15 protein-coding genes are annotated in these 12,102 nt (G+C 69.7%); 9 read left to right on the forward strand and 6 right to left on the reverse strand.

Translation table 11 applies throughout. The annotated features are described in order from the left end of the window. Window positions 1-221 precede the first annotated feature (221 nt). On the forward strand, window positions 222-2,255 hold the full coding sequence (locus tag QL985_RS10900) for an AMP-binding protein (RefSeq protein WP_259905135.1): 2,034 nt from the start codon (window positions 222-224) through the stop codon (window positions 2,253-2,255). Continuing rightward, complete coding sequence (locus QL985_RS10905; protein ID WP_047978379.1) at window positions 2,252-2,812, forward strand: GNAT family N-acetyltransferase; 561 nt, start codon at window positions 2,252-2,254, stop codon at window positions 2,810-2,812. Before QL985_RS10900 ends, QL985_RS10905 begins: the two co-directional genes overlap by 4 nt. Before the next feature lie 36 nt (window positions 2,813-2,848). Here QL985_RS10905 and QL985_RS10910 read toward each other — a convergent pair whose 3' ends face one another. Beyond that, a complete protein-coding gene (locus QL985_RS10910) occupies window positions 2,849-3,052 on the reverse strand; it encodes a GNAT family N-acetyltransferase (RefSeq protein WP_223110056.1) in 204 nt (67 codons plus the stop codon). Between the two features lie 398 nt (window positions 3,053-3,450). On the opposite strand from QL985_RS10910, the gene QL985_RS10915 reads away from it, so the two are divergent. Genes QL985_RS10915 through QL985_RS10925 form a run of 3 tightly spaced genes read left to right on the forward strand, consistent with a single transcriptional unit; the run spans window position 3,451 to window position 5,295 of the window. Then, window positions 3,451-3,912, forward strand: a complete 462-nt coding sequence (locus tag QL985_RS10915; protein WP_047978378.1) for a hypothetical protein — start codon at window positions 3,451-3,453, stop codon at window positions 3,910-3,912. A gap of 56 nt (window positions 3,913-3,968) precedes the next feature. After that, window positions 3,969-4,508, forward strand: coding sequence for a VOC family protein (locus tag QL985_RS10920; protein WP_259905136.1), 540 nt, complete (start codon window positions 3,969-3,971; stop codon window positions 4,506-4,508). Continuing rightward, a complete protein-coding gene (locus QL985_RS10925) occupies window positions 4,498-5,295 on the forward strand; it encodes a MerR family transcriptional regulator (protein WP_201024617.1) in 798 nt (265 codons plus the stop codon). Before QL985_RS10920 ends, QL985_RS10925 begins: the two co-directional genes overlap by 11 nt. 61 nt (window positions 5,296-5,356) lie before the next feature. On the opposite strand, the gene QL985_RS10930 is transcribed toward QL985_RS10925, so the two are convergent. After that, window positions 5,357-5,842, reverse strand: coding sequence for a GNAT family N-acetyltransferase (locus QL985_RS10930; protein WP_259905137.1), 486 nt, complete (start codon window positions 5,840-5,842; stop codon window positions 5,357-5,359). 111 nt (window positions 5,843-5,953) lie between these two features. On the opposite strand from QL985_RS10930, the gene QL985_RS10935 reads away from it, so the two are divergent. Beyond that, window positions 5,954-6,334: an SdpI family protein gene (locus QL985_RS10935; RefSeq protein WP_082142004.1), complete on the forward strand. Its 381-nt coding sequence runs from the start codon at window positions 5,954-5,956 to the stop codon at window positions 6,332-6,334. A 105-nt stretch (window positions 6,335-6,439) separates the two neighbouring features. Here QL985_RS10935 and QL985_RS10940 read toward each other — a convergent pair whose 3' ends face one another. Together QL985_RS10940 and QL985_RS10945 are read right to left on the reverse strand one after the other, a co-directional pair. Beyond that, on the reverse strand, window positions 6,440-7,102 hold the full coding sequence (locus QL985_RS10940; RefSeq protein ID WP_223110057.1) for a hypothetical protein: 663 nt from the start codon (window positions 7,100-7,102) through the stop codon (window positions 6,440-6,442). A 10-nt stretch (window positions 7,103-7,112) separates the two neighbouring features. Beyond that, window positions 7,113-7,406: a putative quinol monooxygenase gene (locus QL985_RS10945; RefSeq protein WP_039102306.1), complete on the reverse strand. Its 294-nt coding sequence runs from the start codon at window positions 7,404-7,406 to the stop codon at window positions 7,113-7,115. 195 nt (window positions 7,407-7,601) lie between these two features. Here QL985_RS10945 and QL985_RS10950 point away from each other — a divergent pair, with 195 nt between their 5' ends. The 3 genes from QL985_RS10950 to QL985_RS10960 all read left to right on the forward strand — a co-directional run bounded on the left by QL985_RS10950 (window position 7,602) and on the right by QL985_RS10960 (window position 9,859). Continuing rightward, window positions 7,602-7,952 (forward strand): hypothetical protein, encoded by a 351-nt coding sequence (locus tag QL985_RS10950; protein ID WP_259905138.1) that lies wholly within the window; start codon window positions 7,602-7,604, stop codon window positions 7,950-7,952. A 114-nt stretch (window positions 7,953-8,066) separates the two neighbouring features. After that, window positions 8,067-9,068, forward strand: coding sequence for an ATP-binding cassette domain-containing protein (locus QL985_RS10955; protein WP_100205686.1), 1,002 nt, complete (start codon window positions 8,067-8,069; stop codon window positions 9,066-9,068). After that, window positions 9,065-9,859, forward strand: a complete 795-nt coding sequence (locus QL985_RS10960) for a hypothetical protein (protein WP_019309801.1) — start codon at window positions 9,065-9,067, stop codon at window positions 9,857-9,859. Before QL985_RS10955 ends, QL985_RS10960 begins: the two co-directional genes overlap by 4 nt. Window positions 9,860-9,885: 26 nt before the next feature. Here the strand turns inward: QL985_RS10960 and QL985_RS10965 are convergent, their stop codons facing one another. Both QL985_RS10965 and QL985_RS10970 read right to left on the reverse strand, forming a co-directional pair. Beyond that, entirely contained in the window at window positions 9,886-11,187 is a 1,302-nt protein-coding gene (locus QL985_RS10965) for a dicarboxylate/amino acid:cation symporter (RefSeq protein WP_019309800.1), read from the reverse strand. Between the two features lie 94 nt (window positions 11,188-11,281). Continuing rightward, on the reverse strand, window positions 11,282-12,102 hold an 821-nt coding region (locus tag QL985_RS10970; RefSeq protein ID WP_290147836.1), incomplete at its 5' end, for an ATP-binding cassette domain-containing protein.

Consider the following 12,102-nt stretch of genomic DNA (forward strand, 5'->3'; position numbering starts at 1 on the left):
CTCCCAGCGTCCCACCGTGCGGAACGCACTCCCCAGGGCGGCCGTGTCGACCACTTCCCTCGACCCCTCGATATTTCCCGTGACACAGACCACATCGGGGCAGGTTCCTGCAGTACGTTGGGGGAAAGTTCTCACCCGGACCCCTGGCGGCCGCACGGCCCCGGTGAACACCGTGGTTTACGGGCGCGGCACGGGGTCCCCGCACTGGAACGAGGATCCCCATGAGCGAGACCACCGCAGCCCAGCCCACCGACGGGCAGTCCGTCACCGAGCGTTTCCGCGCCGCACGGGACCAGCTGCTGCGCCTGCGCACGGACCTGGACGCCGCCCACGCCGAGTTCGAGTGGCCGCGCTTCGAGACCTTCAACTTCGCCCTCGACTGGTTCGACGCCCTCGGCTCCGGCGAGGAGGCCGACCGCGAGGCGCTGGTGATCGTCGAAGAGGACGGCGCCCAGACCCGCCGCACGTACGCCGAACTCTCCCGGCGCTCGTCCCAGCTCGCCACGTGGCTGCGCGGTCAGGGAGTGCGGCGCGGGGACCGGGTCATCCTCATGCTCGGCAACCAGGTGGAGCTGTGGGAGACCATGCTCGCGTGCACCAAGCTGGGCGCCCCCATGATCCCCACCACCGTGATGCTCGGCGAGAACGACCTCCGGGACCGCGTGGAGCGCGGCAACGCGTCGTGGGTGGTCACCTCCCACAGCAACGCGTTGAAGTTCGCGGACGTCCCCGGGGACTTCACAATCATCGAGGTCCCCGACCAGCCGGACCACCGCGTGCGTCTAACCTCCGGGGCCTTCACCTCCCCCTCCGCGGACGACGACGCCGCCCCGGCCGGTTCCGCGGGCCCCAGCGCCCCCGGGGGCACCGCCTCGTCCGCCTCCGGCGCGGGCACCTCCTCGGGCACCACGTCGGGGAATGCCGCGAGCACCGCGGACGGTGCGGGAGGCGGCGCAGCGGCGTCGTCGTCCGAGAGCGCGGAACTGGCGCCGATCGGGGAGCACCGCGTGCTGGACTGGGCGCGGTCCTTCGACGGGCCCGAGACGTTCGAGGTGCTCGAGCCCTCCCCCGCGGACGCCACGCTGCTGCTGTACTTCACGTCCGGGACCACCTCGCTGCCCAAGCTCGTGGAACACACGAACACGTCCTACCCGGTGGGGCACCTGTCCACGATGTACTGGATCGGGCTGGAGCCGGGGGACGTGCACCTGAACGTGGCGTCGCCGGGGTGGGCCAAGCACGCGTGGTCCAACTTCTTCGCGCCGTTCATCGCGGGCGCCACCGTGTTCCTCTACAACTACACGCGCTTCAACGCCGTGGCGCTGATGGACCAGATGGAGCGCGAGCACGTGACCTCGTTCTGCGCGCCGCCCACCGTGTGGCGCATGCTGATCCAGTCGGACCTGTCCCACCTGAAGAACCCGCCGCGCAAGACCGTGGCCGCGGGCGAACCGCTGAACCCGGAGATCATCTCGCGCGTGAAGGCCGCCTGGGGCACGGACATCCGGGACGGGTTCGGGCAGACGGAGTCCTCTCTGCAGATCGCCAACACCCCGGGCATGCCCGTGAAGCCCGGGTCCATGGGCCGGGCGCTGCCGGGCTACGACGTGGTGCTGATCGACCCGAACACGGACCAGGAGAGCGAGACCGAGGGCGAGCTGTGCCTGCGGCTGGACCCGCGGCCGATCGGGCTGACCCCCGGCTACCACGGGGACCCGCAGAAGACCGCGGACGCGTTCCGGGACGGCGTCTACCACACGGGCGACGTGGTCTCGCGGGACGCCAGCGGGGTGTTCACGTACGTGGGCCGCGCGGACGACGTGTTCAAGGCCTCCGACTACCGGCTCTCCCCGTTCGAGCTGGAGTCCGTGGTGATCGAGCACCCCGCCGTGGTGGAGGTGGCGGTGGTTCCCTCCCCGGACCCCATCCGCCTGGCGGTGCCCAAGGCGTACGTGGTGCTCGCGGACGGTCATGAACCCACCGCGGAGACCGCCGAGAGCATCCTGCACCACTGCCGCGTCAACCTCGCACCGTACAAGCGCATTCGCCGGCTGGAGTTCGCCGAGCTGCCCAAGACCATCTCCGGGAAGATCCGCCGGGTGGAGCTGCGCCGCCGGGAGGCGCTGCTGCACCCGGACACGCTGGGGGACGCCGGGGCGGCGGCGGGTGGAGCGGGCGAGTCGACGAGCGAGACCGGTTCCGGCGACTCCGTGGAGTACGCGGACACGGACTTCCCGTCGTTGCGGGGTGAGTGAGTCTGGAAACTGACATCTGCCTGGTGTGGCACGAGGACCTGACGGGCGGACAGCTCTACCAGTTGGAACAGCTCTTCAACGCGGAGTACCGAGCCGACGAGGGCGCGTGGAACCCTGACGCGCCCTACGGCTACGCTCCCGCCGAACTGCACGTCATGGCAGTGGAGGGCGGGAGGGTCGTGGGTCACGTGGGCACCCAGCGACGGATGATTGTCGTGGGTGACCACGACGTGCTGGTTGCGGGCACCGGCGGAGTGCTGGTCTTGCCCTCGCATCGAGGCCAGGGCCTTGGTGTGCAACTGCTCGCTGAAGCTCAGGACGCCGCCCGATCCACTGCGCCGGCCGACTACGGATACCTCGGTTGTCGAGAGGAGGTGGTCCCGTTCTACGAGTCGTGCGGGTACAAGCGCCTTGAGGTCACCGAGCGGTTCCGTTCCCGTGGCGGTTCCGGTCACACGGTGGAAGAAACAGGCGCCCCGGTGATGGTGTGTTCTGGAACGCGGGATGTGGACACCTGGCCCAATGGCCGTATCGATCTCCGAGGTCGCTGCTGGTGACTCCCTGCAGTGCTCCCGTGGGGCGACCGGTCCGCGTCACCCCGCCTTCCACACCATGACCCCGTCACACTCTCGCCCGGGGACCGCCAGGAACCCTTCGGACTCATAAAGGTCTCTCGCACGGTTGCCGTCCTCCACGGAGAGGCTGACGCGGTTGTGCCCGCGGGCGGCACTCTCCGCGAGAAGCCGTCGGAGCAGCCGACGCCCGTGCCCGGCACCCCGGCGCTCGGGGCCACCCACAGACTGGCTTCTGGAACGTCAGCGGAAACGAACCCGTACCCGGGATTTTCCGTGCCCAGGAACTGCGCCCAAGCCACGCCGACGACGCTCGAAGGGTCCACCATGATGAAGCCGAAGTCTCCGCGCTCGGGTTCGAACTCCGTGTAGTGGACGATTGCGGGATCGGCAAGAACGTCCTCGCTGGAGAAGCGCTCTCCGCACCAGTTCATGTTGCCCAAGGTGGCCTCACGCAGAGCGTCGCCGTCCCGACTCGACAGAGGTCGGACCGGCGAGAGGTCTTGGTGGTTCATGGGACACTCCTTCAGGGATCGTGAGGCCCCATCGGTGAGGCACTTCTCGACGAGCCCAAGACCCGACCGTACCGCCCGGCCTCTCACTCGTAGCACGGAGAATCATCCATGGGAAAGACGCACAACTTCTACCACCGGGCATGCGACGTTGCCGCCGGGGAGGACATCGTGGGTATCACCGTGGCGGAGGACGGACGGGTGGCACTGGAGTACGGCGAGTTCCCGGAGAACCTGCGGTGCAACTGGGCGGGGTTCCTCTACGACCTGTCGCTGACCCCCGCGATGCTCGATGACCTGTATCCGGGCCTGCGGGTCGTCTCGGCCCGTCTGCAGGAGGGATACGGGCACCTGGTCGTCTCGGACGGAACGTCGCAGCGTGAGTACCGGCGCGAGATCACCCCCGTGGAGCGCAGACATGTGGCTCTGGAGGTCATTCCCTTCGACCCGACTGTCGAGCCGCAGAGTGGCAGCCCCTACTGGGACGGCCTGACCCCCACGGGCTTCATGGAGGAGCTGCGAGGAAACTTCCCCCACGGAGAGCCCGATGGGAGGGGCCTCATGGCCGTGTGAAGGTGCGGTCCGCTGTCTTTGACTCTCACGCTGCGTGAGGCAGCACAGTTTTTTTCATGAGCACTCACAGCACCGCTTTCCACATCAGCCCCGTTCCCGCTCCGGCATGGGATGCCGTAGCCCCCGAGAACTTCCACGGGATCTACGGCATGCCGTCCTTCGTCACCGTCCCCACCTCGGACATGGCCGCATCCGTGGCGTTCTGGACCGGGGCGCTGGGGTTCTTCACCCTCTTCGAGATCCCAGGGCAGCTGGTACACCTCCGTCGTTGGGCTTTCCAGGACGTGCTCCTGGTTCCCGGCGCACCACCGCAGACGGGCACATCCTCCCCGGTGGTGAACTTCGCGTGCGTTCTGACCCAGATCAAACAGATCACCGCCGCGTGCAAGGGTGCCGACGGCGTCGTCGTGTCCGGCCCGCGGGACACCTCCTGGAACAGCCGCGAGGTGGAGGTGGTGACCCCTGAACGAATCCGGGTGGTCCTCACGGCGGCGAAACCGTACGACCCCACCACCCAGGAGGCCGCGAATCTGAGGGCGGCGGGCATCACTCCCCCGGCACACGACGTCGACCACAATGAGCCACATGACCGATGACCGGATGCTGTTGACCGTGGGGCAGGTCGCAGAGCGCCTCGGTGTCACCGTGCGGACGCTGCACCACTGGGACGCCGAGGGCTTGGCGTCCCCGTCCGAACGTTCCGGCACCGGGTACCGCCTCTACACCCAGGCAGACCTGGACCGCTTGGAACGCGTGGTGGTCTACCGGGAGCTGGGCTTTGGGCTCGACGCCGTCCGGGATCTTCTCGACGACCCGGCCGTGGACGTCGTGGCAGCCCTGCGCGAGCAGAACATGCAACTGGAGGCGCGAGTTCACGGGCTGCAGCAGCTCCACAAAAGCGTGCAGACCATGATCGAGGCGCAGGAACGGGGAACCGTCCTGGAACCCGGGCTTCAAGCCAAGGTCATGAGCGGGGATTGGAACCCCGAGTGGCCCGCCCAGGCTCGGGCCCGGTGGGGAGACACAGCCCAGTGGCGTCAGTACGCCGAACGGGCAGCTTCCCGAGATCCGGCCGAGTGGGCTGAGCTGACGCGCGCCACCGAGGATCTCGACCGCGATCTCGCCTGCGCGTTCCGCAAAGGCACCCTCCCGGGCGACCCCGATGCGAACGACCTCGTGGAGCGGCACCGCACGCTGTTCAGCCGGTACTTCCCCCTCACCCGGCAGATGCAGGTCTGTCTGGGGCGGCTCTACGAGTCAGACCCCGGATTCGCTGCACACTACGAGGCATCGCACCCTGGGCTTTCGTCGTGGCTGCGGCGAGCCATCGACGCCGCTGCTCGCGCCCACGGGATCGACCCCGCCTCCGCCGCGTGGGAGTGAGAGCACACCTGCCTCCGTACGATCAGAGAGCCCGGTGGGGTCGGCCCTGCGGGGTGGTGTGTCAGGACAGGCTGCCTGACCAGCGTACTTCCCCGTCCACCACGGTGTCGGTGGGTTCCATCCCCAGATGGCGGGCGATCCGCTGGGACGCCTCGTGCTCAGGGTGGATGTGAGCCAGGACCCGGGACACCCCCTTCTGCCGGAGTTCTTCGATCAGGAGGGCGGCTGCCCGAGCGGCGTAACCCCGGCCCTGCCAGGGGGCGCCGACGACCCAGGCGATCTCCGCAGGCGAGCCGTCCAGCGGAACGGTGGCCTGCACGTAGCCCACCGCCTGTTCCTCCGGTCCCACCACCACGATGCGGTTGAGCCACAGTTCGGTTCCATCCGAAGAGTGGCCGCGGGTCTGCACGGCGTACTGCCTCTCCAGGCCTTCAACGCTCGGGGGCTCGCCGCCCGTGTAGCGGTACAGCTCGGGATCGGCCAGGACAGCCGCCATCTCAGGGGCATCGGTCACTCTCAGAGGCCGGAGGGCAGGTGAGGTCGTCATGGGTGGAATTTATCGCCCCGGCAATCTCCGGGTGGCCCCTGGAGGGTTTACGTCACCGGCATCCCCAGTCGTGGGTGACCGCCACCAGTTCCCTCGGATATCGTCATTCGCATGGATGAATCCAGCGTGGGCGCGCTCATCGGCATCTTGATGTCCGCCGCGGTACTGGGCTTCGTCTACACGGTCATTCGAGCGGCGGCATCGGGCCCTGTAGAGCGCAACGGGTTCATCGGCATCCACATCAAAGCCACCCATCGCAGCGATGAGGCGTGGCATGCCGGACATGCCGCGGCCCTGCCCGTGTCCCGCATCATTCTCCTAGTGGCGCTTGCCGTGGACCTGCTGTGCCTGGCCCTGCTATTCCTCGGGCCCATATGGCTCGTCCCCTGGCTGGGAATAATCCCCTCGATCGTGCTGGTCCTGGGTTTGGTTCCCATAGTCCTCGCCGCCAAGAAAGGCGCCGACGCCGCACCCCCAGCGCCCGGCCCCTGATCACCCTCGCTTCCGGGCCACCGCGACACCGCCGACTGCCACTGGGCTCAGCGACGGCGCACAGCTCGAAAGCGTGGGGAGGCAGCCGGGCACCGCGCGGCGTCGTCATCCCGGGAGATGCACCGGCGCGACGGGTGAGACCGCGATCAGCCAGTAGATCCCGCCCAGGAACACCACCCCATAGGCGGAGCCGGCCACCAGCTGCGCCCACGTGTGTGCGCCCAGCACGCGGCGGCTCACGCACACCGCGAGCGCCACCGGCACGAACAGCAGACCCCACGGACCCCACGCGACGGGCAGGATCACGGCGGTGCCGCCCATCATCATCCCGTGCACCGAGATCTTCCACCACGGGCTGACCAAGGCCACCACCGCGCTGGCGGCGAGCGTGGCGGTAAGCAGGCCCGTGATCTCCACGGGCCCGTGGAACGTGAGCGTCACGGCCAGGAACAACGCCACTAGCAGGAACGTCCCGATCATCACCGGACGCCGGTGCTCCTTGACGCTCACGTGGTGGTCGGTGAGCACACCCCGGCGCGAGAGAACGGTGACGGTGGCCAGCGAGACCCCGCACACCGTAAGCGCCGCGGCCACACCCCACGCCAGGGAGGCGAGGGTGCCGTGGGCACTCCACGGGAGGACGCCCAGCAACGCCGCCAGCACAAGGGGTGCCTGGAATACCTCGGAGAGGACCACGGCCCAGGCGGGTGCCCGTTCAGCCGGGGCGGGGACCGGGCGCAGCATCGTCGGCCTTTCGTGGCTGCTCACGGGCGGCCCGTCAGAAATCGAGCGTCTCGTACGTCTCGTGCTCGTTGTTCGCCAGCGCCGGGATCGCCTGCCCCACGCCGAACTGCGCGAAGTGCTCCGAGCCCACGTGGGCCTTGAACGCGGCCTTGTCCTGGTACACCTCGAAGATGCGGAACACGGCGGGCTCCTCCGGGCTCTGGTACGCCTGGTAGTAGAGGTTCCCGGGCTCCTCACGGGAGGCCGGCGAGAGCTCGGCGAGCGCGGCGCGCACGGTCGCCTCCTCGCCGGGCTTGGCGGTCCAGGTGGCGCTGCAGACGAAAGCCATGGGGTGTCCCTTCTCGACAACGACGCCGGACGGTCACCGGCCCGCTCATGCTATCGGCCCGCGGGTGGGCACCAACCGGCACGTGGGGTCCCGTTCTGCAGTCCCGCGCCGTCCGGTGCTGTCTTGCCCCCTTGCCGACATCCTCGAACCGGATGAGGATCGTCGCAGCACCCGTCTCCCGAGAGGAACGACCCCGTGTTCACACCGACAACCGTTCGCATGTTCAACGAGTACGGCTGCAACTGGCCGTTCTGGGGAGAGGACGGCCTGCTGGAGCAGGATCACTTCCCTCTCCCGCCGGACCTGACCCAGGACGTCCTGGCCTGGACCCGGAACTTCAACCAGCACTTCGACCCCGAAAGGGGCTGGCCCACGGCGGAGCAGCGGGAGGCCAGCCGCCGTGAGGGCGAACGACTCGCGGAGAGGGTGCAGGACGCGGTGGGCCCCGGAATCACCATCGAGCTGGACCTGTGGGAGGCGCGCATGAACGAATCTCGCCCGCCCTGGGGGAGGCGAGCCTTCCGCTCGCGCTCGGAGCGTGCGTGAGGCCTCTGCCTGCTTGATCGCGCAGGCACATCCTCTCCACCGCGCGGCCCAGGGGACGCGCCCAGGTCCACCATTTTTTCAGGAATCTCCTCCCCTGCCCTCAGGATGGAGAGCATGATTCGCATCGAGCACCTCACCAAGCGCTACGGCGGATTCACCGCGGTGGACGACATCTCGTTCGTGGCACAGCCCGGCCGGGTCACCGGTTTCCTGGGGCCCAACGGCGCCGGCAAGTCCACGGCACTGCGGATGCTCACCGGTCTCACCCCAGCCAGCTCGGGTGAGGCACTCGTGCTCGGCCGCCGCTACGCCGAGTTGCCGAACCCCAGCCAGCACGTGGGCGTGATGCTCGACGCCGCCGCACAGCACCCCGGTCGCACCGGCCGCGAGGTGCTGCAACTTGCGGCCACCATCACGGGTGCGGGTAAAGCACGGGTGGACGAGATGCTCGAGCTCGTCGGCCTGGAACCCTCCGAGGGACGCCGACGGGTGAAGAACTACTCCCTGGGCATGCGTCAGCGCCTCGGTCTCGCGGGCGCACTGATGGGCTCGCCCCAGGTGCTCGTTCTGGACGAACCCGCCAACGGCCTGGACCCCGCGGGCATCCGCTGGATGCGCGGTCTGCTCCGGGGCTTCGCGGACCAGGGCGGCACCGTGCTGCTGAGTTCGCACCTGCTGCACGAGGTGGAGCAGGTCGCGGACGACCTCGTGATGATCGGCCACGGCCGGATCGTCGCGCAGGGCCGCATGACGGATCTGCTCGCCACCCGCCCCGGCTGCGTGGCCGACGCCGAGGACCAGGCGGCCTTTGCCACCGCACTCAGCACCGCGGGCATCACCTTCTCCGGGCGCGCGGACGGTGCCGCCGAGATCGAGGCCGACGCCGCCCGCGTGGGTCGCGTGGCACTCGACGCCGGTGTGCCCCTGACCCTGCTGCGCCCCGCGGACGGCACCCGGCTGGAGGACATGTTCCTGCAGCTCACCGCGGACACCGCCCGCGACGAGCAGGGGCGGGGCGGCACCCCACCCGGCGCGGCGGCGTCGCCCGGTGCCACCCCGCCCGCGCAGCCGTCACCAGCCCAGGGATTGCCCGCCCGAGAGGAGCCCACCGCATGAGCACCGCAACCACCACCACGGCCCCCTGGGGCCATGCAGAACCGACGGGCCGCGGGCTGTCGTTCCTCACCCTGCTGCGCGTCGAGCTGCGCAAGCAGGTGGACACGCGCGCCGGGCGGGGTCTGCTGATCGCCATCGGCGTGCTCACCGCGCTGGTGCTGGGGCTCGCCACGTGGCTGACCCGCGAGGAGGGTGCGGACCTCCCCGGGCTATTCGTCGTGACGTTGACGCCGCAGGGGCTGCTGCTGCCCGTGCTGGGGATCATCACGGCGTGCAACGAGTGGAGCCAGCGCACCGCCCTGATCACCTTCACGCAGGAACCGCGCCGGCTCCGCGTGGTGCTCGCCAAGCTCCTCGCGGCACTCGTCCTGGGGACGATCGCCCTCGCGGCCGCGTGGGTCCTGGCGCTGCTCGCCCACCTGATCTCGGCCGGTCTCTCCGGCAGCCCGGTGAACATCGACCTCGATCCCGGGCAGCTTGCGGGCCAGTGGCTCGCCCAGATGCTCGCGCTCCTGCAGGGTGTGGCGTTCGGACTGGCGCTGCTGTCCGTGCCCCTGGCGGTCGTCGCCTACTTCGTCCTGCCCACCCTGTACTCGACAGCCGCTCTGATGGTCCCTGCTCTGCGAGATCTCGGGGCGTGGGTGGACATGACCGCGGCCTCCACCCCGCTCATGGAGGGAGTGGACCTCACCGCCACGCAGTGGGGGCAGCTGGGCACGTCCTCGCTGCTGTGGATCGGGGTGCCGCTGCTGATCGGCATCTGGCGGGTGCTCACCCGCGAGGTGAAGTAGCCCGGCCCACGGCGCGCGGGCCGGCGCTACTGCGCCGGTTCCGCGGCCGTGGCCCCGCGGCTTGTGCCCACGGCCTTACGGGCTCGGCGTTTCTTCCGGTCACCGCCGTCCACGATGCGCGCCCCCGCGAGGTCGCCGGTGACGTTGCACAGGGAGCGGATCATGTCCAGGAAGGCGTCGATGCCCGCGACGAGTGCCACGGGGCCGAAGGGCAGGCCCGCCTGCGTGATGGCCAGGGACAGCATGATGAGCCCCGCCCCGGGGACACCCGCGGTTCCCACCGAGGCAAGGACCCCCACGAGGGCCACGCTGATCAGCTCGGTGAGCGTCAGGTCCACCCCGGCCACGTTGGCCACGAAGATCACGGAGGCACCCACGTAGACGGCCGTGCCGTCCATGTTGATGGTGGCGCCCAGGGGCAGCGTGAAGCCGTAGACGCCCTCGTCCACTCCCATCTTCTCCGCCGCGCGCATGGACACGGGCAGGGTGCCGCTGCTGGAACGCGTCACGAAGGACATCAGCATGGGCTCCTTGGCCGCGGAGAAGAACCTCCGCACCGAGTGGCCGAACAGGACCAGCAACAGGCAGTAGAGCAGGATCTGGATGGCCACACCGCCGTAGATGGTGGCGGTGAGCATGGCCAGGGGTGCGAGGGCGTCCGCTCCGGTCTCGCCCAGTGTCACGGCCAGCAGCGCGAACACGCCGATCGGGGCGTACTCCAGGATGCCGCGGATGGCGATGAACGTGACCTCCGCGCCGGCGTCGAAGAACTGCCGCATGCTCTCGCCGAGCCCCGCCAGTCGCTGGTCCGCACTGTTCCGCAGGACGCCCAGCGCCAGCCCGAAGACCAGGGCGAAGAACAGGACCGCCAGCATGTCGCCCTCGACCATCGCGCTCACGGGATTTGTGGGCACGATGTTGATCAGCACCTCCTTCAGCGGAGGCGCCTCCTTGGGCGCGGACTCGGTGCCCTCCGGGAGGACCAGCCCCTCACCGGGCTGCACGAGGGACGCCAGGGCCAGTCCCAGGGTGATGGCCACCATGGTGGTGAGCATGTAGTAGACCATGATCTTCACGCCCACGCGGCCGAACTGTCCCGCGCTGCCGGAGGACACGCCGGTCACCAGGGTGAACACCACCACGGGGACCACCATCATCTGCAGCAGCCGCAGGAAGATGGTTCCCAGCGGCTCGATGACCGCGATCTCGGGGCCGACCACCAGTCCCGTCACGGCTCCCAGCACCAGGGCGATGGCGAGCTTGTAGATCAGCGGGAAGGCCAGGTATCGCTGCCACCAGTTCCGGCGGGGCGCGCTGTTCACGGTCATGGATCCTTTCGTCGCCCCGGGTCAGGGCGGGCGCGGGGGCCGACGGCGGGAGGGGATGCACTACCGCCACGGCGGCCACGGACTATGGCCCGGGTCACGGTAGCAGGGGATCCTGGCCACCCGTCCGATCCATCCGCACCACCCGGTCCGCGAGCTCCGCCACGTCCGCGTCGTCGTGCGTGATGACCACCGCGGTGCGCCCGGCCAGCACCCGCTTGAGCACCTCGCGCATCCGCGGGCGGGCGGCCACGTCCAGTGCGCTCATGGGCTCGTCCAGCAGGATCACGCGCGGGTCCGCGGCCAGTACGCGCGCGATCGCGACCCGCTGCGCCTGCCCTCCCGAGAGCTCATCCGGGCGCCGCTGCACGAACTCCTCCGCGCCCACCTCCCGCAGCCACGCCCGGGCACGACGCCGCCCTTCCGCCCTCCCTGCCCCGCTCGCCCGCGGCCCGAACGCCACGTTGTCCAGCACGCTCAGGTGGGGGAACAGCAGGGGTTCCTGGGCCATGAGGGCCACTCCCCTACGGTGCGCGGGGACCCACACGGGCCGGTCTCCGGTGTCCGCCCGGACCACACACCGCTCCCCCACCTGGACCGCGCCGCGATCCGGTGCCACCAGGCCGGCGACCACGCCGAACACCGTGGACTTCCCCACCCCGTTGGGCCCGAGCAGCGCCACGGTGGTGCCCGGCTCCACGCTGAACTCGGCGGCCACACCTCGTGGTTCGTGAGTGACGTCCACCCGCAGCCCGATGGGGTTGTGGGACCCCTGCGCCGGATTGCCAGCTGAGACCGTGGGCGTGGCGGACGGCGCATCGCGGGCTTCCCGTTTCCGCGGCAGCGACGCGGACGGGGAGACCCCGCCCGCGGCCCGGGTCCTGGGCGCCGACCGCGTCGGTGGAGTGGCGGGTCGGT

Source organism: Kocuria sp. APC 4018, assembly GCF_030407675.1.
Taxonomy (GTDB): Bacteria; Actinomycetota; Actinomycetes; order Actinomycetales; family Micrococcaceae; genus Kocuria; species Kocuria rhizophila.